This is a genomic window from Micrococcus sp. ACRRV (genome assembly GCF_022346985.1).
Lineage (GTDB): Bacteria > Actinomycetota > Actinomycetes > Actinomycetales > Micrococcaceae > Micrococcus > Micrococcus porci.
Genome location: NZ_JAKRNH010000036.1, coordinates 1 through 21625, shown reverse-complemented (window position 1 = coordinate 21625; position 21625 = coordinate 1). Strand labels below are relative to the sequence as shown.

22 protein-coding genes, 1 tRNA gene, 1 other RNA gene and 2 pseudogenes are annotated in these 21625 nt (G+C 72.1%); 12 read left to right on the top strand and 14 right to left on the bottom strand.

Translation table 11 applies throughout. From position 1 onward, the window contains the following. The coding region (mptB, locus tag MHY29_RS05715; RefSeq protein WP_239238790.1) for a polyprenol phosphomannose-dependent alpha 1,6 mannosyltransferase MptB at positions 1-1670 on the bottom strand (1670 nt) is incomplete at its 3' end. Further along, positions 1667-3394 (bottom strand): polyprenol phosphomannose-dependent alpha 1,6 mannosyltransferase MptB, encoded by a 1728-nt coding sequence (mptB, locus tag MHY29_RS05710; protein ID WP_224355099.1) that lies wholly within the window; start codon positions 3392-3394, stop codon positions 1667-1669. The genes mptB (MHY29_RS05715) and mptB (MHY29_RS05710), both read right to left, overlap by 4 nt. Positions 3395-3500: 106 nt before the next feature. On the opposite strand from mptB (MHY29_RS05710), the gene orn reads away from it, so the two are divergent. Continuing rightward, on the top strand, positions 3501-4127 hold the full coding sequence (gene orn / locus MHY29_RS05705) for an oligoribonuclease (RefSeq protein ID WP_239238787.1): 627 nt from the start codon (positions 3501-3503) through the stop codon (positions 4125-4127). A gap of 102 nt (positions 4128-4229) precedes the next feature. Further along, positions 4230-4305, top strand: a tRNA-His gene (locus MHY29_RS05700). Here MHY29_RS05700 and MHY29_RS05695 read toward each other — a convergent pair. Continuing rightward, positions 4298-4501 carry a hypothetical protein gene (locus MHY29_RS05695; RefSeq protein WP_239238784.1) on the bottom strand — a complete coding sequence of 68 codons (204 nt, stop codon included), beginning with the start codon at positions 4499-4501 and terminating at the stop codon, positions 4298-4300. The genes MHY29_RS05700 and MHY29_RS05695 overlap by 8 nt on opposite strands. Positions 4502-4557: 56 nt before the next feature. Here MHY29_RS05695 and MHY29_RS05690 point away from each other — a divergent pair. Continuing rightward, positions 4558-5747, top strand: a protein-coding gene (locus MHY29_RS05690) for an IS3 family transposase (RefSeq protein ID WP_239238781.1) whose coding sequence is annotated in 2 segments (ribosomal slippage) — positions 4558-4842 and positions 4845-5747 — 1188 coding nt in all. Because the reading frame shifts where the segments join, the coding sequence is not laid out codon by codon here. Positions 5748-6465: 718 nt separating this feature from the next. Here MHY29_RS05690 and MHY29_RS05685 read toward each other — a convergent pair. Together MHY29_RS05685 and MHY29_RS05680 are read right to left on the bottom strand one after the other, a co-directional pair. Next, positions 6466-6822, bottom strand: a pseudogene (locus tag MHY29_RS05685) (transposase); the annotation flags it as partial. Then, positions 6819-7217 (bottom strand): annotated as a pseudogene (locus MHY29_RS05680) (MFS transporter); the annotation flags it as partial. The pseudogenes MHY29_RS05685 and MHY29_RS05680, both read right to left, overlap by 4 nt. 97 nt (positions 7218-7314) lie before the next feature. Here MHY29_RS05680 and MHY29_RS05675 point away from each other — a divergent pair. The 3 genes from MHY29_RS05675 to MHY29_RS05665 all read left to right on the top strand — a co-directional run bounded on the left by MHY29_RS05675 (position 7315) and on the right by MHY29_RS05665 (position 8928). Beyond that, on the top strand, positions 7315-7620 hold the full coding sequence (locus tag MHY29_RS05675) for an antibiotic biosynthesis monooxygenase (protein WP_224355108.1): 306 nt from the start codon (positions 7315-7317) through the stop codon (positions 7618-7620). Positions 7621-7708: 88 nt separating this feature from the next. Next, complete coding sequence (gene def, locus MHY29_RS05670; protein ID WP_224355109.1) at positions 7709-8371, top strand: peptide deformylase; 663 nt, start codon at positions 7709-7711, stop codon at positions 8369-8371. Next, positions 8368-8928, top strand: a complete 561-nt coding sequence (locus MHY29_RS05665) for an adenine phosphoribosyltransferase (protein WP_224355110.1) — start codon at positions 8368-8370, stop codon at positions 8926-8928. Before def ends, MHY29_RS05665 begins: the two co-directional genes overlap by 4 nt. Positions 8929-9035: 107 nt before the next feature. On the opposite strand, the gene MHY29_RS05660 is transcribed toward MHY29_RS05665, so the two are convergent. After that, entirely contained in the window at positions 9036-10481 is a 1446-nt protein-coding gene (locus tag MHY29_RS05660; RefSeq protein ID WP_239238778.1) for a glyceraldehyde-3-phosphate dehydrogenase, read from the bottom strand. A gap of 148 nt (positions 10482-10629) precedes the next feature. On the opposite strand from MHY29_RS05660, the gene rnpB reads away from it, so the two are divergent. Then, positions 10630-11008: RNase P RNA component class A (gene rnpB / locus MHY29_RS05655), an RNA gene on the top strand. A 13-nt stretch (positions 11009-11021) separates the two neighbouring features. On the opposite strand, the gene MHY29_RS05650 is transcribed toward rnpB, so the two are convergent. Beyond that, positions 11022-11330 (bottom strand): hypothetical protein, encoded by a 309-nt coding sequence (locus MHY29_RS05650; RefSeq protein ID WP_239238775.1) that lies wholly within the window; start codon positions 11328-11330, stop codon positions 11022-11024. Positions 11331-11445: 115 nt separating this feature from the next. Here MHY29_RS05650 and MHY29_RS05645 point away from each other — a divergent pair, with 115 nt between their 5' ends. Then, a complete protein-coding gene (locus MHY29_RS05645) occupies positions 11446-12255 on the top strand; it encodes a peroxide stress protein YaaA (protein ID WP_239238772.1) in 810 nt (269 codons plus the stop codon). A gap of 12 nt (positions 12256-12267) precedes the next feature. Here MHY29_RS05645 and MHY29_RS05640 read toward each other — a convergent pair whose 3' ends face one another. From MHY29_RS05640 to MHY29_RS05630, 3 genes are read right to left on the bottom strand one after another with little or no spacing between them, the layout of a single operon-like run. Further along, positions 12268-13218, bottom strand: coding sequence for a reverse transcriptase-like protein (locus MHY29_RS05640; protein ID WP_239238769.1), 951 nt, complete (start codon positions 13216-13218; stop codon positions 12268-12270). A gap of 60 nt (positions 13219-13278) precedes the next feature. Next, positions 13279-14010: a DNA-binding protein gene (locus tag MHY29_RS05635; RefSeq protein WP_239238766.1), complete on the bottom strand. Its 732-nt coding sequence runs from the start codon at positions 14008-14010 to the stop codon at positions 13279-13281. Continuing rightward, complete coding sequence (locus MHY29_RS05630) at positions 14007-14963, bottom strand: Nif3-like dinuclear metal center hexameric protein (protein ID WP_239238763.1); 957 nt, start codon at positions 14961-14963, stop codon at positions 14007-14009. Before MHY29_RS05630 ends, MHY29_RS05635 begins: the two co-directional genes overlap by 4 nt. 111 nt (positions 14964-15074) lie before the next feature. On the opposite strand from MHY29_RS05630, the gene msrA reads away from it, so the two are divergent. The 3 genes from msrA (at position 15075) to epsC (ending at position 17273) form a co-directional block, all read left to right on the top strand. Next, positions 15075-15656, top strand: a complete 582-nt coding sequence (gene msrA / locus MHY29_RS05625) for a peptide-methionine (S)-S-oxide reductase MsrA (protein WP_239238746.1) — start codon at positions 15075-15077, stop codon at positions 15654-15656. A 64-nt stretch (positions 15657-15720) separates the two neighbouring features. Continuing rightward, positions 15721-16656 (top strand): cysteine synthase A, encoded by a 936-nt coding sequence (gene cysK, locus MHY29_RS05620; protein ID WP_224355118.1) that lies wholly within the window; start codon positions 15721-15723, stop codon positions 16654-16656. A 29-nt stretch (positions 16657-16685) separates the two neighbouring features. Then, a complete protein-coding gene (gene epsC / locus MHY29_RS05615; RefSeq protein WP_224355119.1) occupies positions 16686-17273 on the top strand; it encodes a serine O-acetyltransferase EpsC in 588 nt (195 codons plus the stop codon). A gap of 88 nt (positions 17274-17361) precedes the next feature. Here the strand turns inward: epsC and gndA are convergent, their stop codons facing one another. The 3 genes from gndA to MHY29_RS05600 all read right to left on the bottom strand — a co-directional run bounded on the left by gndA (position 17362) and on the right by MHY29_RS05600 (position 20553). Beyond that, on the bottom strand, positions 17362-18927 hold the full coding sequence (gene gndA / locus MHY29_RS05610) for an NADP-dependent phosphogluconate dehydrogenase (protein WP_239238743.1): 1566 nt from the start codon (positions 18925-18927) through the stop codon (positions 17362-17364). Positions 18928-18987: 60 nt separating this feature from the next. Continuing rightward, on the bottom strand, positions 18988-19902 hold the full coding sequence (ppk2, locus tag MHY29_RS05605) for a polyphosphate kinase 2 (protein ID WP_224355121.1): 915 nt from the start codon (positions 19900-19902) through the stop codon (positions 18988-18990). 147 nt (positions 19903-20049) lie between these two features. Beyond that, entirely contained in the window at positions 20050-20553 is a 504-nt protein-coding gene (locus tag MHY29_RS05600; RefSeq protein ID WP_239238740.1) for a hypothetical protein, read from the bottom strand. Between the two features lie 49 nt (positions 20554-20602). Between MHY29_RS05600 and MHY29_RS05595 the strand changes: the two genes are divergently transcribed. After that, positions 20603-21091: an NUDIX domain-containing protein gene (locus tag MHY29_RS05595; protein WP_239238737.1), complete on the top strand. Its 489-nt coding sequence runs from the start codon at positions 20603-20605 to the stop codon at positions 21089-21091. A 28-nt stretch (positions 21092-21119) separates the two neighbouring features. On the opposite strand, the gene MHY29_RS05590 is transcribed toward MHY29_RS05595, so the two are convergent. After that, positions 21120-21625, bottom strand: a 506-nt coding sequence (locus MHY29_RS05590; protein ID WP_239238734.1) for a hypothetical protein, incomplete at its 5' end; no start/stop codon positions are given.

Below are 21625 nucleotides of genomic sequence, written 5' to 3'. Positions count from 1 at the left end.
CCGGATGAGACCATCGAACCCCGCGCCCGGCGCGGAGCAGGCCGGCCGCGGGGTTCGATGGTCTCATCCGGCGGCCTGCGGCGGCGCGGGAAGAGCACGGCGGTGGAGGGGTCCCGCCGGACCAGTGCCCAGGCGGCGACCAGGCAGGCCAGCGCGGCGACGACGCGCACCAGCCCCAGCGGCAGCCACTGCGCCACGGAGATCTGGTCCACCACGCCGACCCCGCACAGCGCGAGGACGAGGGCGGTCAGGACCCACCCCAGCCAGCGCGGGTGGTCGACGACGCCCGGAAGTGGACGCGGGGCGCAGGCCAGCAGCGGCAGGAACCAGAGCAGGTACCAGGGCTGGATGATCGGCGCCGTCACGATCGCGACGACCAGCACCGCCGCCGAGGCGAACAGCGGCTCCCGCGGGCTGCGTCGCAGCGCCATCCAGGCCGTGAACGCGAGGGCGGCGCACGTCATGGCGGAGTAGAACCAGCCCGCGGCCTGACGCGCCGGGACGTCCGAGACCAGGTCCACGGCCCAGCCGAGGCCCAGCCCCAGCAGGCCGACCGGGGCGTAGGGGAAGGCGGCGTCGCCGCTGGTGGTCATGGCCCGCACCCAGCCGAACCAGAGGCCGGTGCCGGCGCCGAGCACGGTGAGCACCGCGGCGGCGATCACGGCGGCCGTGATCCACGGGCCGATCCGCTCCACGCGGCCGAGCCGGCGGGCCCCGACGCGGAACCGGCTCCACCCCCCGGGCAGGAGCATGGCGAGGAACGGCAGGGTGAGCGCCGTGAGCGGCTTGATGGCCACGGACAGGGCCACCAGCACCAGCCCGGCCAACGCGACGACGCGGCGCCGCCCCACGCGGACGAGCAGGGCCGCCCCGGCGAGCAGGAGGCCGGTCATCAGCGCGTCGTTGTGGGCGCCGGCCACCATGTAGAGGAGGAACAGCGGGTTGGCCACCGAGACCCACACGGCCCAGGCGGGCTCGCGGCCCGCCGCGGCGGCGAGCCGGGGGACGGCCCAGAGGCAGAGCGCCAGTCCGGCCAGCGCCAGCAGGCGGAACGCGGCGACGGACAGCTCCACCTGTCCCCCGGTGAGCCGCCAGATCCCCTCGGCGGAGAGCAGGAACAGCGGCCCGTACGGGGAGGGCGACTCGGCCCAGATCGAGTCCGCGCCGTGCATGAACCAGCCCGGCAGGCGGGAGATCCCGTCCTCGTACGGGTCCAGGCCGAGGGCCACCAGGCGCCCCTGCTGGAGGTAGGAGAAGACGTCGCGGGAGAAGATCGGCAACGCCGCCAGCAGGGGCAGCGACCAGAACAGGGCGGCGCGCGCGGCCAGGTGTCCGTCAGCGGTCCAGCGGCCCTGCAGGGACCGGCCCAGACGGAGCCAGGCGCGCACCAGGGCGAACACGCCGACGGCCAGGAGCACGGCGCACAGCAGCACGCCCGCCAGGCCCGTACGCAGGGGCACCAGGAGAGTGGAGCCGGAGAACACCGACAACGGCGTCATCGGCTGCCAGCCCACGCCCCAGGAGGCGACCATCACCGCCAGGGCGGCCCAGAGCCCCTCGCGGACGGCGGCGGCGGGCTCGGGCGCCGCGGCGGGACCGTTCAGGGCCCGGGATCCCCGCCCGGAGGGGCCGCCGTCGTCCCGGCGCGCGCCGTCCACCGCCAGGGTCACCGCGCGCCCCGGGCGGCCGCGTCCTCGGACCCGGACTCTCCCAGGCGCTCGACGGGATGCGGACGGGTGTGCGGGGCGGCAGCGCCGCCGGTGGGGCGGCGCCGCAGGCGACGCACCCCCTCGCGCAGGGCGGGGCGGACGTGCCAGTGGTCCTTGATGAACCGGCTGGTCTTGCGGTCGACGGCGAGGATCCAGACAAGGCTGACCCCGGAGACCAGGAGGGACGCCGCGCGCACCTCCTCCGCGATGTCCAGGAACTGCCAGGTGAACAGCTGGTCCATGGCCCCGAACGCGAGGAAGTAGCCGACCGTGAACACGACCCACTTGATCTGCCAGTTGTCCCGGAGGCCGATCACCGCGAAGAAGGGCAGGAGCCAGAGCAGGTACCAGGGCTGCACGATGGGCGAGAGCACCACCAGCGTCGTGAACGCCCAGGTCATGCGGGTGAACACGCGGTCCTGCCGGCCTAGGAACATCAGGGCGAGCACGATCAGCACGGACAGGAGGCGGCACACCGACTTGTAGAAGCCCTCGATGGCCTGCAGGTCCGGGCCCAGCTGGAGCACCTCCATGAGCACGCGCGTGGCGATGGACATCATGCCCACGGGGGCCCACGGCGAGGTGCCCGATCCGGTGCCGGCCATGACCTCCAGCCAGCCGAATCCGAAGCCGTTGAGCCGGCCCACCAGCACCATCAGCGCCAGGGAGAGGCCGCCGGTCACCGCCCAGTACACGAACTTCCGCGACCAGCCGGCGCGCGGGCCGGCCCAGAGCAGCCCGATGAAGGGCAGCAGCACCAGGGTGATGGGCTTGACGCCGAGGGATGCCGTGACCAGGACGACGGCGGCCACCCCCCAGCCCACGTGCGACGCGGTGGACTGCCCGCCGCGAGGATGCCCGGCGCGCAGCGCGCACCACGTGCCGGCCAGGGCCAGGCCGACCATGAGGGCGTCGTTGTGGCCCGAGGCCACGAAGGAGACCGTGAACAGCGGGTTCGCGGCGCTGACCCACTGCGCCCAGGCCCCGTTCACGGACAGGCGCCGGGCCAGCAGGGGCACGAACACCATGGTCAGCACGACGCCGACCACCGCCACCAGCCGGAAGAGGAAGATCGCGAGGTCCGGGTTCATGTCCCCGGAGATGCGGACCACGACCTCCTCGATCCAGAGGAACACCGGCCCGTAGGGGGTCTCCGAGCCGGCCCAGGTGGCGTCGGCGCCGAGCTGGAACCAGTTGTTCAGGGAGGAGATCGCGTCGGTGTACGGGTCCTGCCCGTTGACCATGAGCCGCCCCTGGCCCACGTAGGCGAAGATGTCCCGGCTGAAGATCGGCAGTGCGAACACCATCGGCAGGCACCACAGGGCCGTGGCGACGTTCACCGTCCGTAGGGCGCCGGGCCCGAACGGCCGCACGGTCTGCCCCAGGCGCAGCCACGCCCAGAACATCACCCAGCAGCCGAGGGTGAGCAGCACGGTGCCCGTCATCACGCCGCTCTCCTGGGTGCGCCACGGGATCAGCCACTGCCAGCGGTTGATCGGCGACGCCGAGGCCAGCCATCCGACGCTGAAGGAGCCGGCGACCAGCATCAGCGAGCCCAGCAGGCCCACGAGGATGGGCCACAGGGGGCGGCCCGCGACCTGGGGATCGGCCCGCAGGCCTCCGACTCCGATGTACTCGGGACGGAATGCGGTGGATCCGGAGGGCCCGGCGGCCGGCACGCCCATGCGGCGGCTCCTTCCCTGCACACGTCGACGGCGTCCCGGGTCCTGACGGGCGGGACCGGGGTTCAGGGGAATCTACCACCGTCCGCCCCGCGAGTAGCCTGGCCCCATGAGCGAGACGAGCACCCCCGCGCCCGAAAGCGCCCCCCTGGTCTGGATCGACTGCGAGATGACGGGCCTGGACCCTGACGTCGACGTGCTGGTGGAGGTGGCGGTCCTCATCACGGACTCGGAGCTGAACGTCCTCGACGAGGGCCTGGACCTCGTGATCCGCCCCTCCGAGGCGGCCCTCGAGCAGATGGACCCGTTCGTCCGGGACATGCACACCACCTCCGGCCTGCTGTCGGAGCTGTCGGAGGGCCTCGAGCTCGACGACGCCGCCGCGCGCGTCCTCGAGTACATCGCCGCCCGTGTGCCCGCCGGCAAGGCCTTGCTGGCGGGCAACTCGGTGGGCCAGGACAAGCGCTTCCTGCAGAGGTACATGCCGGACGTCGTCGGGCACCTGCACTACCGGATCGTGGACGTGTCCACGGTCAAGGAGCTCGCCCGCCGCTGGTATCCCCGCGCGTACTTCCAGGCGCCGGAGAAGACCGGCGGCCACCGCGCCCTCGGGGACATCAAGGACTCCATCACCGAGCTGCGCTACTACCGGGCCGCCGTCATGGCCCCCGCCCCCGGGCCCACCACGGAGGAGGCCTGCGCCATTTCACAGGTGGTGTCCGGGGCGCAGGCCTGAGCCGCCACCCCGGCCTCGCTGCCCCGATTCGGCGCTGCGCGGGATCTCGTGTACTGTAGACCCCGCTGCGCCGCGCGGATCCGTCCGCGTGAAGCAGGCATGGTGGGCGTAGCTCAGTCGGCAGAGCGTCTGGTTGTGGTCCAGAAGGTCGCGGGTTCAATCCCCGTCGCTCACCCCAAATGGGTCAGGTTTGAACTTTGGACCAAGGGACCGCCCTTGGTCGAAGTTCGGGCCTGGCCCAACTTACTTGCCTCGGCGGCCCATGTGAGCGCGTCGGCCTGAAGCCCTTCGATGCTCAGCCCGTCGTACGGCGTCTGATAGCCGACCCGAACGTCGTTGTCCTCGTCAACATAGATCGCCTGGGGCTGCTGCACGGATTGGTGACATCTGATCTGTGGTGCCGAGAGGTTCCGCTGGAAGGATGTGCACTGTGCCGAAGCCGTATCCCAAGGAGTTCCGCGATGACGTGGTCCGTGGCGCGAGGAACCGTGAGCCGGGCGTTCATCTGAAGCAGATCGCTGCCGATTTCGGCATCAGCGAGTCCTGTCTGACGGGCTGGATGAAGAGGGCCGACGTCGAGGGCGGCGACATGCCCGGCCTGAGCGACGTCGACCTTGCCGAGAACCGTGAGCTTCGCAAGCGGGTCAAGCTGCTCGAGCAGGAGAACGAGGTCCTCCGTCGCGCCGCGGCCTACCTATCCCAGGCGAACATTCCGGGAAAATGATCTACCCGCTCGTCCGCGAGCTGGCTGTCGACGGGATCCCCGTGACGGTGACGTGCCGGGTGCTCAAGATCGCTCGCCAGCCCTACTACCGGTGGCTGGCTCAACCGGTCACCGACGCCGAGCTGGTCGAGGCCTATCGCGCCAACGCGTTGTTCGACGCACACAAGGACGACCCGGAGTTCGGCTACCGGTTCCTCGTCGAAGCGAAGGAGGCCGGCGAGGTGATGGCCGAGCGGACCGCCTGGCGGATCTGCTCACAGCAGGGCTGGTGGTCTGCGTTCGGGAAGCCCAAGCGCGGGAAGGCGAAGAAGCCCGGCCCGCCGGTCCACGACGACCTGTGCGCGGTGGTCGACAAGCACGGCGTGATCCGACACGAGTTCAAGGCCGACGCCCCGAACGAGTTGTGGCTGTCCGACATCACGGAGCACAGGACGGCTGAGGGGAAGCTCTACGTCTGTGCGATCAAGGACGTCTTCTCCAACCGGATCGTGGGCTACTCGATCGACTCGCGGATGAACTCATGGCTCGCGGTCGCCGCGCTCAACAACGCCGTGGCCAGGCGCGGCGATGTGGCCGGCTGCATCGTGCACACGGACAGAGGGTCGCAATTTCGGAGCCGAAAGTTCGTGGCCGCGCTCAACCGTCATTCGATGGTCGCCTCGATAGGCAGAGTCGGTGCCGCGGGCGACAACGCGGCCATGGAGAGCTTCTTCTCCCTGCTCCAGAAGAACGTCCTCGATCGCCGTTCCTGGGCCACCCGCGAGGAGCTGCGGATCGCGATCGTGACCTGGATCGAGCGCACCTACCACCGGCGTCGTCGACAGGCCGGTCTCGGCCGATTGACCCCCATCGAATACGAGACCATCATGACCACGCCAGCCACTCAGGCTGCGTGACCCAACCTGTCACCTGATCGTGCAGCAGTCCCGCTTTTGATATGGGTAGACTTGAGAGAAGCGCTCGAGGTGGCAGTATTTACTATGCGGGCACAGGAATAATGCTCAGTTTGGTGTATTTGCTAGCTGCTGTGGGACTGTGCTGGTTTGCCTTCTGGTTTGGAGTCACGTCCTTAAGTATTCCGCACGTCTCTCTTACCGAACCGTCTCACGTTGGCTTTCTTCAACTTGATCCGAGGAGTACAACTTGGGGGATCATCACGGGCGCGTTGTGCGTGCTAATAATGGTCATTATCGAAGGGCGTAAGAGCGAATTTGCTCAGCTGCGGACCTTAATAGCTGTCTTTGTTGCCGCATGGGGTATTCTAGGGCGCCTATTTGTGATTGCATTAGAGTTTGCCTCGTCCGGCCAGAAATGCGGTAATCCTGGGTGCTGGCCTGAACCTGTGCAGAGTTTCATGCTTCTCACTCCGCTGTTCTGCGGATTGATAGGGTATAAATTAACTGCCTCCCAGAGAATTAAGCTGCCGCCCGTTTTCCTCTACCTTCTACCTGTCGTTGCATTCGGCCTTGCCTATGGGTTGATCAAGTTGGTATTTCATTTTGTTTACTGAGTTCGAGAAGAGGGATCCTAGTATGGTCAGAGTTAACCGTCGTACTGTGCTTTTCTCATCGCTTGCCATGGATGCATGTGTTCTTGTTTCCGATCCCGCAGGTGCTAGGGCATGTCTGACAATCGTTTTGACCACGCGAGCACAGCGTTCAGCACCACGGCGGTCCGGTAGACGATCGCGTACTTGTCGTACCGGGTCGCCAGGCCCCGCCATTGCTTCAGGTGCGCGTACTGGCGCTCGATGACATTGCGGCCCTTGTAAGCCTGCGAGTCCAGGCCAACGGGACGGCCACCGGCCGAGCCGCGGCGCCTGCGGTGGCCCTGCTGGTCGGTCGGCTCGGGGATGACCGCCTTGATGCGGCGGGCACGCAGGTGGGTGCGGATCGCCCGGGAGGAGTAGGCCTTGTCGCCCAGCAGGGCCGCGGGGCGGGTCCGGGGCCGTCCTACCGGCCGTGCCACGCGCCGGAGATCACGGCACCCCACACGCCGAACGCCGCCGCCCGGTGCCGGCCGCGGAACACGGCGTTCACGGTGGAGAGCGTGGAGGGCATGATGAACGCCGCGCCCACGGCCTGGACGGCCCGTGCCCCGATCAGCATGCCTCCGCTGGAGGCGGCCGCCGCGAGCACGCTGCCGCCGACGAACACCACGAGCCCGGCGAGGAAGAGCCGCTTGCGACCCCATCGGTCCGCGAGATTGCCGGTGGAGAGCAGCAGCGCGGCCAGCAGCACGGCGTAGAGGCTGTTCACCCACTGCGCGTCGTTGAGGTCCAGGTGCAGGTCGGCGATGATGGCGGGCAGGGCCGCCCGGCGGCCGGTTCCGTCGCTCAGCTTCGCAGGGACGCCGCCGTCGGGCATCAACCGTTCGACGGACTCCTGCTCCGCTGCCGGGCGTAGAGTCGGCCGGGAGGGCGTCGACCCGGCGCCGCACCCCCGCCGACGAGGAGGCCTGCCCGTGTCCGTCGTGAAGATCAACGCCATCAGCGTCCCTGAGGGCGCCGGCCCGGAACTCGAGAAGCGGTTCGCCGTCCGCAAGCACGCGGTGGACCAGGAGCCGGGCTTCGAGGGCTTCCAGCTGCTCCGGCCCACCGCGGGCGAGGACCGCTACTTCGTGGTCACGACGTGGGCGTCGGAGGAGGACTTCCAGCGCTGGCGGGACGGGCGCATGCCCGCCGCCCACGCCGACGAGCAGGGCGGCCGCCCGACGCCGGTCGCCACGGGCGCCGACCTGCTCGAGTTGGAGGTCGTGGACCTGGGCTGAGCGCCGTCGTCGTGATGTCCCCGGCGGTAGGCTGGGGGTTCGTCCCTCCCCTCCACGCAGGCCCGTCCGGGCCGGGAAGCGCAGCGCCATGCCCTCCATCCGTCCCATCACCGTCTACGGCGAGCCCGTCCTGCACACGCGGGCCGCGGAGGTCGAGGTGATCGACGACTCGATCCGCGAGCTCGTCGAGGACATGTACGTCACGCAGGACGTGGCCAACGGGGTGGGGCTGGCCGCTCCGCAGGTGGGCGTGGGCCTGCGCGTGTTCACGTGGACGTTCCAGGACACCGGCGACGCCCCGAACCTCGGGCACGTGATCAACCCCGTCCTCACCATGCTCTCCAAGCCGTCCACGGAGGAGCCGGACCGTCACGAGGACACCGAGGGCTGCCTGTCCGTGCCCGGCCACGGCTTTCCTCTGAAGCGCTCCGCGCACGTCCGGATGACCGGCCAGCGCATGGACGGCTCGACGGTGGACATCGAGGCCACGGGCTGGTTCGCGCGGATCCTCCAGCACGAGTACGACCACCTCAACGGCACCCTCTACGTGAACCGCCTCGAGGGGAAGTGGGCCCGCCGCTGGAAGCGCGCCCAGCGCGCCGAGCGGCTGAACGTGCCCGGGGTGACCTGGCTGCCGGGCACCGACCCGGACCCCTTCGGCCACGACGTGGACGTCGACGAGGACGCCCCGGCCCACGAGCATCACGACCACGACCACGAGGGTCACGACCATGCCCAGGAGGCCCGGTGAGCGGCGTCGCCCTCTCCGCCGCCGGCCGGCAGGCCGCGGACGTGCCGGGCCTCGAGCGCGCCGCGACCCTGTTCCGCTCCGTGCCGGACTTCCCCACCGACGGCGTGGTGTTCCAGGACATCACCCCGGTCCTCGCGGACCCGGCCGCCCTGCGCGCCGTCGTGGAGGCGATGATCGCCCCGTTCGAGGGGGCCTACGACGCCGTCGCGGGCCTCGACGCGCGCGGCTTCCTGCTGGCCGGGTTCGCCGCGGCGCTCACCGGCACCGGCGTGATCCCGCTGCGCAAGGCCGGCAAGCTGCCGGTCTCCGTGGCCCACGTGGACTATGCCCTGGAGTACGGGGCCGCCTCCCTCGAGGCACCCCCGGAGCTCGCCGTGCCCGGGGTGCGCGTGCTCATCCTCGACGACGTCCTCGCCACCGGCGGCACCCTGGCCGCGGCGCGCGACCTCGCCGAACGGTGCGGCGCCGAGGTGGCCGGCTCCGCCGTCGTGCTGGAGGTGGAGGGCCTGGGCGGCCGCGAACGCTGCCCTGACGCCCTGACCCTGTTCTCTGCCTGAGCTCGCCGCGTGCCGCCCGTCACGCCGCTCCCCCACGACGACGGAGCCCCGCCTCACAGCGTGAGGCGGGGCTCCGCGCTCCCGTGCGGCGCGCCGCGGCGGGCGGGTCAGGCCTTCGGGAAGGACGGCACCTGCTGGCCGGCCATCTTCTCGACGACGCGGACCACCTGGTGCGAGTAGCCGTACTCGTTGTCGTACCAGACGTAGAGGATGGCGTTCTTGCCCTCGTTGTTCACGATGGTGGCGAGGCCGTCCACGACGCCGGCGCGGTCGGAGCCGACGAAGTCGGTGGAGACGACCTCCGGGGAGTCCACATAGCCGATCTGGCCGCGCAAGTCGCCGGTGAGGGACTCCTGCTTCAGGCGGGCGTTGATCTCCTCGACGGAGGTGGGCTTCTCCAGGGCGATGTTGATGATCGCCATGGACACGTCCGGGGTGGGCACGCGGATCGCGTTGCCGGAGAGCTTGCCCTTGAGCTCGGGCAGGGCCTTGGCCACGGCCTTGGCGGCGCCGGTCTCGGTGATGACCATGTTCATGCCGGCGGCGCGGCCGCGGCGGGCGCCCTTGTGGAAGTTGTCCACGAGGTTCTGGTCGTTGGTGTAGGCGTGCACGGTCTCCACGTGGCCGTGCTGCACGCCGTACTCGTCCTGGATGACCTTGAGCACCGGGGTGATGCCGTTGGTGGTGCAGGAGGCGGCGGAGACGATGGTGTCCTCGTCGAGGATGTCGTCCGAGTTCACGCCGAACACGATGTTCTTCATGTCGCCCTTGCCCGGGGCGGTGAGTAGGACCTTCGTGGCGCCCTTCGCCTGCAGGTGCTGAGACAGGCCCTCGACGTCGCGCCAGCGGCCGGTGTTGTCGACGACCAGCGCGTCCTTGATGCCGTAGGAGGTGTAGTCCACCGTGGTCGGGTCGTTCGAGTAGATGACCTGGATCTCGGTGCCGTTGGCGGTGATCACGTTGCGGTCCTCGTCGACCACGATCGTCCCGTCGAACGGGCCGTGGATCGAGTCGCGGCGCAGCAGGGAGGCGCGCTTGATCAGGTCGTCCTCGGAGTTCTTGCGCACGACGACGGCGCGCAGACGCAGCTTGGAGCCGCCGCCCGCGTGGTCCAGGAGGATGCGAGCCAGCAGGCGGCCGATGCGGCCGAAGCCGTACAGCACGACGTCCTGGGTCTCGCCCAGGCCCTCACCCGACTTGCCCGTGACCTCCGCGAGCTCGGCGTCGAGGAAGGCCTGCACGTCCTGGCCGGAGGCCTGCTGCTTGGCGGCCAGCTCGGCGAGGTCGATGTTCGCGGCGCCCAGGTCCATCCCGGCCATGGCCTCGACCAGGGGGTAGGTGGCCTCGACGCTCAGCGGGGCCTCCTGCACGCGGCGGGCGTAGCGGTGGGCCTTGATGATGTCGATCACGCCGCGGTTCACGAGGGAGCGCCCGTAGATCGAGGTGACCACGTTGTGCTCGCGGTACAGGGTGCCCAGCAGGGGGACCATCTTCTCCGCGAGCTTCTGCTGCGTGTTCCACTCGGGGGTCTGGGTCGAGGCGGTGTCTGCCACGGGAGTCCTTCCTAGAAGACTGTGGGGCCCGTCCGGGGATGGCCCGTCCGGGACCACGTCGTCGCCGGACCCCGCCATTCTATGCCGGGGGCGGAAGCCGGGCGCCAGCGAGACGCCGCGCCCCGGGCGAGTAGACTGGTGCGCCGGGACGGATCGGCGGACGGCCGCGTGCCCCTGCGGGGGTGCGAGGAAAGTCCGGGCACCGCAGAGCAGGATGGTGGACAACATCCACCCGGGGAGACCCGCGGGCCAGTGCCACAGAGAGAAGACCGCCTCCGCGCCGTGTGCGCGGCGGTAAGGGTGAAAGGGTGGTGTAAGAGACCACCAGCGGCCCCGGTGACGGGGCCGGCTCGGTAAACCCCATCCGGTGCAAGGCCGAACAGGACGCGTCACGAGGGCTGCTCGCCCCAGCGTCCGGGTTGGCCGCTCGAGCCCGTCAGCAATGGCGGACCCAGATGGATGGCCGTCACCTCGCGCGGGGCAACGCGCGCGAGGTACAGAACCCGGCTTACAGCCGGTCCGTCCCCCCGCCCGCCCTCCTCAGAGGTCGTCGTCCTCCACGCGCTGGAAGTCCAGGATGTAGACGTGCTCCGCCTCCGTGCGGGAGACCAGGCGGTACCCGTGCGACTCGCCGATCCGCACGAGCTGGGCCAGCGTGGGACGACGGCGGTCGCGGGGCCACTCCAGTCGGGCCCGCGGCGCGCCGGTGAAGGTCCGCTCCCGCAGCCGCCGTTCCAGGTCCGAGTCCTCACGGGCGCCCCCGCTGGAGCGCACGCCCAACCAGAACGCCGCCGCGATCACCAGAAGCACCACGGGGAAGACCCACCCCATGACGGGAATCGTCTGCATCGGCGTGCTCCTTCGACGGGTCGGCGTCGGCCCGCACGGGCCGGTTCCGCGAGCGCGGACCCCACCACTGTGCCAGGTCGGCCGCCCGCGCGTCGCGGCTGGCTACCCTGGTGCGGTGCTGATCCTGCTGCCGCCCTCCGAGGGCAAGACCGGGCCGCGCTCCGGCCGCCCGCTCGACCTGTCCTCCTTGACCCTGGCCGACGACGACGCCGTCACGGCCGCGCGCGCCGAGCTCCTCCCGCGGCTGGCGGAGGCCTCGGCCCGGCCGGACGCCCTCGACATCCTGGGCGTGGGCGCCTCCCTGGCGGACGAGGTGGCCGCCAACACGCGGCTGGCGACGGCCCCCTCGGCGCCGGCCCGGAAGGTGTACACCGGGGTGCTGTTCGAGGCCCTGGACCTGGCGTCCCTCTCCCCCGCCGCCAAGCGGCGCGCGGCCTCCGACGTGCTCGTCTTCTCCGCCCTGTTCGGAGCCACGACCCCCGGCGACCGCATCCCCGCGTACCGGCTGCCCGTCGGAGCCCGGCTGCCGGGCATGCCCGGGCTGGCCGCCTGGTGGCGGCCCCGGCTGGCTGCGGCGCTGGACGGGTACGCGGAGGCCCGCGGCGGGGTCGTGGTGGACTGCCGCTCCGGCGGCTACGCGGCCCAGTGGAAGGCGCCGGCCGAGCGCTCCCTCGCGGTGGACGTGTTCCAGCTGCGCGCCGGGCGACGCACGGTGGTGTCCCACTTCGCCAAGCACACCCGCGGCCTCGTCGCCCGGGCCCTTCTGGAGGCCGGATCCCGGGCCGCGGGCACCCCGGCCACGGCCGCCGACGCCGTCGCGCGCGCCGGCGACGGAGGCGTCCCCGGGCAGCGGTGGGAGGTGGAGCTGGTGCCGCCCACGGGGCGGAAGGCCGGCAGCCTCCAGGTGATCCTGCCCGAGGAGTGAGCGGGGAACCCCTCAGGCCGGGTCGGCCACGAGCTCGACCTCGAACCCGTCCGCGGTCTCCAGGTAGGCGGCGTAGTGGTCGCGCCCGCCGGCGAAGGGGTGCCGGTCCTCGAACAGCAGGGTGAACCCGTGGTCGGCGGCCTGGGCCGCGATCCGGTCCACGTCCGCGCGGGTGCCGGCCCGGAAGGCGAGATGGTTCAGGCCGGGGCGGAGCCGGTCGTGCCCGCCCGGGGTGACGTCGCGCCCGGACTCCAGGACCAGGTAGTCCCCGGCGCCCCGGTACACCCGACCCTCGGCCCAGGCGTCACCCGGGGCGTAGCCGACCTGCTCGAACAGCCAGCCCAGGCTCTCCACGGCGGCGTCCAGGTCCGCGACCCAGATCTCGACGTGGTGCAGGCGGCCGACCGGGCGGGGGCGCGGACGCTCCTCCGGCACGGGCGGCTCCTCGAGGGGCTCCCTGTCCGGCTCGGCGGCGGGGGCGCCGGCCGACGTCGGCGCGGAGGGCGCCGTGACCGGCACCTTCGAGGCGCCGGCGTCCCACCGGCCGCCGCGGGCGCCGGCGTCCATGGCCTCATTGGAGAGCTGGTCCGCGTCCTTGTTCTGCGCGCGCGGGATCCACTCGTACGTGACCCGCGAGGGCGGCAGCACGGCGCGCGCCTGCTGGGCGAGCCGACGCATGTCCTCGTGCTTGATCTTCCACCGGCCGGACATCTGCTCGACGACGAGCTTCGAGTCCATCTTCACGTGCACCCGGGCGTCGGGATCGAGGGTCTTGGCCATCTCGAGCCCGGCGATGAGCCCGGAGTACTCGGCCACGTTGTTGGAGGCCTTGCCCAGCGGGGCGGCATCCGTCATCAGGACGTCGCCCGTGGCCGGGTCACGCACGAGGGCGCCGTAGCCGGCCACGCCGGGGTTGCCGCGCGAGCCGCCGTCCGCCTCGACCTGCAGGGTGCGTTCCGCCATGCCGTCCTCCCGGGGCGCCGTGGCGCCGGGTCCGTCCCGACGCGCGGTGCCCCACTCTAGTCAGGCGCGGATGATCAGGATCCCGGTCTCCGGGTCCACGGCGACCTCGTCGGCGGGCGTCGCCAGGACGGCGTCCAGGTCCGCGGGCGAGAGCTCGGTGCCGGCGCCGGTGCGGCGGCCCTCGAGGCGCGTGGCCCCGATGCCGGCGTTCGCCGCCCGAGCCTCCTCGTAGCGGGCCAGGAGGTCGGCGGGCAGGCGCCCGGCCAGTCCGGCGCGGAGCGCGGCGAGCTCCCGGCCCTCCTCGGTGACGCGGCGCCCCTCGGCCCGGACCTCGTCGGCGCGTGCGGCCACCGCCGCCCTGGCCTCGTCGACGGCGGCGCGGGCCCGGGCGAGGGCCTCCTCGGCCTCGTCTGCGGCCTCCATCGCGGCCAGGGCGGCGCCCTCGTGCTCCGCCAGCAGGGACTCCAGCCCCTCGAGCTCGTGCTGGAGGGCGGTCAGTTCCTTGGAGCCGCCGTCGCCGGCGTCGAGATGGGCCCGCGTGCGGTCTCGGCGGGCGCGGGTGGTGGTGGCGCGCTCGGAGGCCTGCGCGGCCGCGGCGTCGGTCTCGCGCCCGTGGGCCTCCTGCTCCGCCGCGGCCTCCTCCGCCGCGGCGACGGCCTTCTGGAGGTCGGCGAGCGCGGCGTCGGCGCGCAGCTGGGCCAGGCGCGTCTTGGCGCGGCCGATGCCCAGGTCGAGCTGCTGCAGCTCCAGCAGGCGGGCCTGCTCGGCGGCGGGTGCGGTGACGCGGTTCATGACGTGGTCCTCTCTCCGAGGCTGGACGGGAGGTGGAGGTCCCAGGGGTCGGTGACGAGCTCGGAGACGGTCATCCGCGCGCGGTGGCCGCCGCGGGCGAGCTCCTCCGCGAGGGCGGCGGCGCCGTCGGCGAGCCACAGCCACTCGCCGGCGAAGTGGGCGGTGTCCACGAGGGCCGGGCGGCCCCCGGCGTGCCGCGCGGCCTCCCGGGCCTCGGAGGCGGGGTGGTGGCGGAGGTCCGAGGTGACGTAGACGTCCGCGTCGGCGGCGCGGACGGCGTCGAACAGGCTGTCTCCCGCGCCGCCGCAGACGGCCACGCGGCGCACGGGCAGGTCGGCGTCCCCGGCCACCCGCACACCGCCGGCCGTCGCGGGCAGGAGGGCGGCCACGGTGCGGGCGAACTCGACCAGGGGCACGGGGGCGGGGAGCTCGCCCACCCGGCCGATCCCCTCGGCCCCGGAGCCCCCCGCCGAGGGCTGCAGCGGGGACACGTCCGTCAGTCCCAGGCGCCGGGCGATCGCGTCGGACACGCCGCCCACGGCGGAGTCGGCGTTCGTGTGCGCGGCCACCAGGGCGATGCCGTGCTCGATCAGGGTGTGCACGACCTCCCCCTTGAAGGCGCCGCCGTGTCCGACGGCGGCCACGGAAGTGGTGCCGCGCAGCATCAGCGGGTGGTGGGTGACCACGAGGTCCGCCCCGATCCGGACGGCCTCGTCGACCACGGCCTGCACCGGGTCCACGGCCCACAGGACGTGCCGGACGGGCCACCCGGCGCGGCCGACCACAGGACCGACGGCGTCCCAGGACTCGGCGAGGCGGGCCGGCCAGAGGCGCTCCACGGCGGCGAGGACGTCCGACAGTCGGGGGACGTCCGAGGCGACGGCGTCGGTGGCGACGGCGCGGCCGCACGCGCCCTCGCCCGCGCCCTGGAGGGGATGGTCCGGGACGGTCATGGGAACATCATGCCCCGGCGGGTGCCCGGCGCACAGCTGTGCGAGCCCGGGCGACGCGCCGCGGGCCGGCCCGGCGGGAATGGAACGGCGCCGCGTGTTGCTGAGCCCGGCATGAGCGAGACCCCGGAGACCCCCTCAACCCCCGCCGCCCACGCGCCGCAGGTGCGCGAGCTGACCCTGGCGGGCGGCTGCTTCTGGTGCCTGGACGCCGTCTACCGGCGCGTGCGCGGTGTGCTCGCGGTGGAGTCCGGCTACACCGGCGGCCACACCCCGGACCCGGACTACGAGGCCGTGTGCACCGGCCAAACCGGCCACGCCGAGGCCGTCCGCGTGCGCTTCGACGAGGCGCAGGTCCCCGCGGAGGTCATCATGGACCTGTTCTTCACCGGCCACGACCCGACCTCGCTGAACCGGCAGGGCGCCGACGTCGGCACGCAGTACCGCTCCGCGGTGTTCGCCCACGACGAGGCCGAGGCGGACTTCTTCCGCTCCCAGCTCGCGCGTGCCCAGGAGCTCTACGAGGCGCCGATCGTCACCACCATCGAGCCGGCGGCCGCGTGGCACCCCGCCGAGTGGTACCACCAGGACTTCTACGCGAGCCGGCCGGGCAACGGCTACTGCCGCGTGGTGATCGACCCCAAGCTCGCCGCGGTCCGCCGGCGCCACGCCGCGTGGCTCACGGACGGCGCCTGAACGGCGCCCCGCGCTACCCTGACAGACGACCCGTCCCCACCCCGAATCCCCCAGGAGGCCTCCCATGGCGAAGATCCTCGACAACATCACCCAGGCCGTCGGCGGCACCCCCCTGGTGCGCCTGAACTCCCTGACCGAGGGCCTGCCCGGCGACGTCGCCGTGAAGGTCGAGTTCTACAACCCGGCGAACTCCGTGAAGGACCGCATCGGCGTCGCCATCGTGGACGCCGCGGAGAAGTCGGGGCAGCTCACCCCCGGCGGCACCATCGTGGAGGGCACCTCCGGCAACACCGGCATCGCCCTGGCCATGGTCGGCGCCGCCCGCGGCTACAAGGTGATCCTCACCATGCCGGAGACCATGTCCGCCGAGCGTCGCGTGATGCTCCGCGCCTTCGGCGCCGAGATCGTGCTGACCCCGGGCGCGGACGGCATGCGCGGCGCCGTCGAGCGGGCCCAGCAGATCGTCAGGGACACCCCCAACTCCATCTGGGCCCAGCAGTTCGCCAACGAGGCCAACGTGCGGGCCCACTACACGACGACGGGCCCGGAGATCTGGGACGCGACCGGCGGCGCCGTGGACACGTTCATCGCGGGCGTGGGCACCGGCGGCACCATCACCGGCGCCGGCCGCTACCTGCGCGAGCAGAAGCCGGACGTCAAGCTGATCGCCGTGGAGCCGTCGGACTCCCCGATCCTCTCCGGCGGCCAGGCGGGCCCCCACAAGATCCAGGGCATCGGTGCCAACTTCGTCCCCGAGATCCTGGACACCGAGCTCTACGACGAGGTCTACGCGGCCACCTTCGAGGAGTCCATCGCCACCTCCCGCGCGCTCGGCGCCCGCGAGGGCATCCTCGGCGGCATCTCCACCGGCGCGATCGTCTCCGCCGCCCTGAAGGAGGCCGCGAAGCCCGAGTCCGAGGGCAAGCTGATCGTCGCCGTCGTCTGCGACTTCGGCGAGCGCTACATCTCCACCGCCCTCTTCGAGGACGTCCGCGGCTGAGCCGTCCCCGACCGAAAGGCACCCCCGCCGTGGGCATCCGCTCCCGCATCAAGGAAGACATCGCCACCGTGCGCAGCCATGACCCCGCCGCGCGCGGCGACCTGGAGGTCGTGCTGGCCTACTCGGGCCTGCACGCCGTGTGGTCGCACCGGGTCGCCCACCGCATGTGGCAGGTCGGCCGGCTGAAAACGCCGGCCCGGCTGCTCTCGCAGGCGGCGCGCGCGCTGACCGGCATCGAGATCCACCCGGGTGCGACGATCGGCCGCCGGCTCTTCATCGACCACGGCATGGGCGTCGTGATCGGCGAGACCGCGGAGATCGGGGACGACGTCATGCTGTACCACGGCGTGACCCTCGGCGGGCGGTCCCTGGAGAAGGTCAAGCGCCACCCCACGCTGCGCGACGGGGTGGTGGTCGGTGCGGGGGCCAAGATCCTCGGCCCCGTGGAGATCGGCGAGGGCACCTCGGTGGGGGCGAACGCCGTCGTCGTCAAGGACACCCCGCCCGACTCGATCGCCACCGGCATCCCGGCCTCCGTGCGCCTGCGCACCTCCCCGGCGGAGAAGAAGCCCCTGGTGGACCCCGCCGAGTACGTGGACCCCGCCATGTGGATCTGACGGCGGTCCGCTTCCCGGCGCGACGACGCCCCCGCCCCGCATCGCGCGGGGCGGGGGCGTCGTCGTCGGGGGGACGGGCGAGGTCCGCTCAGCGGGCGGTCTCGTCCGTGGGGTCGCCCTCGGCCGGCTGCGGCATGACCACGGGGGCGCCGTCGCCGTCGACCTCGGTGCGGTCGCCGGACCACAGCGTGTGGAACGAGCCGTCACGGTCCGTGCGGCGGTAGGTGTGCGCCCCGAAGAAGTCGCGCTGACCCTGGATCAGGGCGGCGGGAAGCCGGTCGGCGCGCAGGCCGTCGTAGTAGGCCAGGGCGGAGGAGAACACCGGCACGGGCACCCCGGCGGCGACGGCGGCGCCCACCACGCGGCGCCAGGCCGGCAGCGCCTCGGCCATGGCCTGGGCGAACTCGGGGGCGAACAGCAGGTTCAGGGGCTGACCCTCGGCACGGGTGCCGGGCTCCGGGTGGCGCGACGTGTCCCGTCCGCCGAACGCCTTCATGATCACGTCGAGCAGGTCGGCGCGGATGATGCAGCCGTCGCGCCACAGGGACGCGATGGTGCCCAGGTCCAGGGCCCAGCCGTACTCGATGGCGGCGGCCGAGAGCATGTCCAGGCCCTGCGCGTAGGCCACGAGCTTGGAGGCGAAGAGGGCCTGGCGCACGTCCTCCACGAACGCGTCGCGGTCCTGCGGGGAGACGGCGGGCGCGGACTCGACGCCGGCGGCGAGCACCTCGCGCGCCGTGGCCCGGACCTCGGTCTGGGCGGAGAGGGAGCGGGCGAACACGGACTCGGCGATCGCCGCCACGGGCGAGCCCACGTCCAGTCCGGAGATCGCGGTCCAGCGGCCGGTGCCCTTCTGCCCCGCCTCGTCCACGATCACGTCGACGAGCGGCGCACCGGTGGCGGCGTCCACCTGCTGGAGCACCTCGGCGGTGATCTCGATCAGGTAGGAGGCCAGCTCGGTCTGGTTCCACGCGTCGAACACCTGGGCCTGCTCGGCGGGCTCGATCCCGGCCACGCGGCGCAGCAGGTCGAAGGCCTCGCCGATGACCTGCATGTCCGCGTACTCGATGCCGTTGTGGACCATCTTCACGTAGTGCCCGGCGCCGTCGGTGCCGATCCACGCGCAGCACGGCTCTCCGTCGTACGACGCGGCGATGTCCTCCAGCAGCGGGCCGAGGGCGGCGTACGACTCCTCCGGGCCGCCGGGCATGATGGCCGGCCCGTTGAGGGCGCCCTCCTCGCCGCCGGAGACGCCGACGCCCACGAAGTGCAGGCCCTTCTCGGCGAGGGCGGCCTCGCGGCGGCGGGTGTCCTCGTAGTGCGAGTTGCCGGCGTCGATCACGATGTCGCCCTCGTCCAGCAGCGGGACGAGCTGGTCGATGACGGCGTCCACCGGAGCGCCGGCCTTGACCATGATCAGGACGCGGCGCGGGGAGGCCAGGGAGCCGACGAGCTCCTCCAGGGTCTCCGTCGCCACGAAGGAGCCCTCATGGCCGTGCTCCGCCACGAGGGCGTCGGTCTTCGCACGACTCCGGTTGTGCAGGGCCACGGTGTACCCGTGCCGGGCGAAGTTGCGCGCCAGATTGGCGCCCATCACGGCCAGGCCGGTGACACCGATGTCGGCGGTCCCCCGGACGGTGCTGGTCTCGGTCATCGCGTCTGGTCTCCTTCTCGGAACGGGTCTCGGGACGTCTGCCCCAGCCTACGTCGGGCCTCAGTCGCCGACGGCGTCGCGCCCGCGCTGGACGATCAGCGGGTCCGGGACGCCCACGACGTCATGGTCCTTGCCCTCGTACTCGAACCGGGACAGGAAGTAGCGCATCGCGTTGAGGCGGGCGCGCTTCTTGTCGTTGGACTTGATGGAGATCCACGGGGCGTGGTCGGTGTCCGTGTGGAGGAACATGGCCTCCTTGGCCTCCGTGTACGCCTCCCAGCGGTCGAGGGACTCCAGGTCCATCGGGGAGAGCTTCCACTGGCGCACCGGGTCGATCTGGCGGATCGCGAAGCGGGTGCGCTGCTCGGTCTGGGTCACGGAGAACCAGAACTTGGTGAGGTGGACGCCGTCCTCGACGAGCATCTTCTCGAACACGGGCACCTGGCGCATGAACAGGTCGTACTGGTGGTCCGTGGAGAAGCCCATCACGCGCTCGACGCCGGACCGGTTGTACCAGGAGCGGTCGAACAGCACGATCTCCCCGGCGGTGGGGAAGTGCTGGATGTAGCGCTGGAAGTACCACTGGCCGAGCTCCCGCTCGGTGGGCTTGCTCAGGGCGACGGTGCGGGCGGTGCGCGGGTTCAGATGCTCGGTGAAGCGCTTGATGGTGCCGCCCTTGCCGGCGGCGTCGCGGCCCTCGAAGACGATGATGTGGCGCTGGCCGGTGTCCTCGCCCCAGTACTGCAGCTTCAGCAGCTCGATCTGGAGGCGGTACTTCTCGATCTCGTACTCCTCGCGGGAGAGACGCTCCTCGTAGGGGTAGTCCTCCTTCCACGTCTCCACGGCGCGGCCCTGGGGGTCGATCAGGTCCGGGTCGTTGGTGTGGCCGTCGGAGACGGTGTAGCCGCCGTCGCGCAGATTGTCGATGAACTCGCGCAGGTTCTCTCGGGGGGCGTCGGGCTGCAGCAGCTCCATGGCGGACTCCTTCACGTGGCGGGACGGACGGGGCACGACGACGCCGCGCGCCGCGGCCCCCTGCTCGCCCCATTATGGCGGTCGGCCCCCGCCCGGGACGGGCCACGGCGGTCCGCACGGGTGAACAGCCGGTGAACGCGCGCGGGCTCACTCGAAACGCGGCACGGGGCGGTCCGGGTGCCGGTAGGCCTCACGCATGTGGTCGGAGGTGAGGATGTCCCCCACCCCGATCATCAGCAGGGAGAACACGATCTGTTCGGTGACCATCCACACGGGGTACAGGCCCGGCACGGCCGCGAGGACCAGGGTGATCACGGGGAAGACCTGGGCGAACAGGCGCAGGCGCTGGTAGGCCCAGCGCCAGCCGGCCGCGGCCCGGAGGGCGAAGTAGAAGAGGGTGGCCGTCATGCCCAGCACCACCACGGCGCGCATCCAGGCGCTCATGGCCACCGGGTGGCCCTGCACGGTGAGCCAGACCGCGATCCCGACGGCGGCCGCTCCGATGACGAGTTCGGCCGTCAGGATCCAGGTGATCCACCGGAAGTCCCGGCTGGTGCGCGGGTGGTGCAGCGCCGCCGGGGCGATGCGCAGGTGCGCCTGGCGGCCCCCGGCGATCCGGTCGATGCGGCGCATCAGCTGTTCGAGTTCCACGGGCGCAGTGTAGGTCCGCCGCCGGGGCGGAGGGTGTTTGGGTGGGTCCATGGCCGCACCCGACTTCGTCCTGTCCCTGCGCGAGCATGTGGGGCACGCTCCGCTCTGGCTCTCCGGCGTGAAGGCGGTGGTGCTGCGTGCCGCGGACCGCGAGGTGCTCCTGGTCCGCCGAGCGGACGACGGCCGCTGGACCCTGCCGGCGGGCATCCTCGAGCCGGGTGAGGAGCCCGTGGACGCCGCCGTGCGCGAGGTCGCCGAGGAGACGGGGGTGCGCTGTGCGCCGCGGCGGCTGGCCGGCGTCGGGACGACGGCCGAGGCCGTCTACCCCAACGGGGACCGTGCCCGCTACCTGGACGTGGTCCTCGTGCTGGACGAGACGGGCGGCCACGCCCACGTGGCGGACGACGAGAACCTCGAGGTCGGCTGGTTCTCCGTGGACGGCCTGTCGGACCTGCCGCCGCTGCACGCCCGCGCGCCCTCCTGGGCGCTCGAGGACGGACCCGCGCGCTTCGTCGCGGGCGGGGACGTCCTGCCCTGAGCCCGGGCGCGGGCCGGGCCAGGGCTCCTCAGTCCGCCGCGGGCCGGGCCGCCCCGGGCCGGCGGGCGCCGATCAGCGCGTCGACGGCGTCGACCGCCGCGCGGGCCGTGCCGGCGTCCACGAACTGTGCGACGGCGTCGGCGTAGCGAGGGTGGCCCGGCAGCTTGAGGCCGACGCTCGCACCGTCCGTGGCGGGAAGGATCCAGAGGCGGGCGGCGGGGTCGGCCGCGGTCTCGTCGGCGGCGTCCTGCTCCTCGAACTCGCGGTCGTAGCCCGCCCACTCCACCCCCGGTCGCTCGGTGTCCGCGCCGTCCATCAGGTCCGCCCCGCCCATGCGCAGGTAGGTGACGGACTGCAGGAGCCGGTCCAGGGTGCGGGCCGTGGTCCGGCCGGCCAGCTCGTCCTGGAACAGGGCCAGCACGTGCCAGCCTGCGGCGTCCTGGAGGAACAGCATGGTCTGCTCGGCCTCACCGCCGGTGATCACGGCCAGGTGACGGGGGCCGGCGTCGGAGGGGGCGGGCAGCTTCCAGAAGC